This window comes from Desulfobulbus alkaliphilus (assembly GCF_016918545.1).
Lineage (GTDB): Bacteria > Desulfobacterota > Desulfobulbia > Desulfobulbales > Desulfobulbaceae > Desulfobulbus > Desulfobulbus alkaliphilus.
In genome coordinates, this window is sequence record NZ_JAFFQC010000397.1 from 1 (window position 1) to 397 (window position 397).

The 397-nt window shown below is 53.9% G+C and carries 1 tRNA gene; it reads left to right on the plus strand.

What is annotated here, in order from left to right:
* Positions 1 to 50: 50 nt before the first annotated feature.
* A tRNA-Pro gene (locus JWG43_RS19105) sits at positions 51 to 127 on the plus strand.
* Positions 128 to 397: the final 270 nt, after the last annotated feature.

Sequence of the window (397 nt, forward strand, 5' to 3'; positions counted from 1 at the left end):
CTACTGTTCATCCTATTAGACTCCTTTCCGGTCAGCCGAGCTGACTCCGTCGGTGTGTAGCGCAGCCAGGTAGCGCATCTGCATGGGGTGTAGAGGGTCGGAGGTTCGAATCCTCTCACACCGACCATTTTCCCCGAAAATAGCCCAGTCAAACGACTGGGCTATTTTTTTGTCTGTTGCCTCCCTTCCCTCTGGCATGCCTCCTTCTTGTCCCATCTCACTACCTTGCATCGGGGCGGTGACGGAATAAATTTTATACAGAACCACTTGAAGCTTTCACAAAGTCCCGCTAGGATACGCAGCTTTTCCGCCGGCCATCAGACAGGGAGGTGGCATCAGGGTGAGGGAATCACCAACCGGCTTGCAATCCATTGAGGCAAGCACCCATGACCCAGAC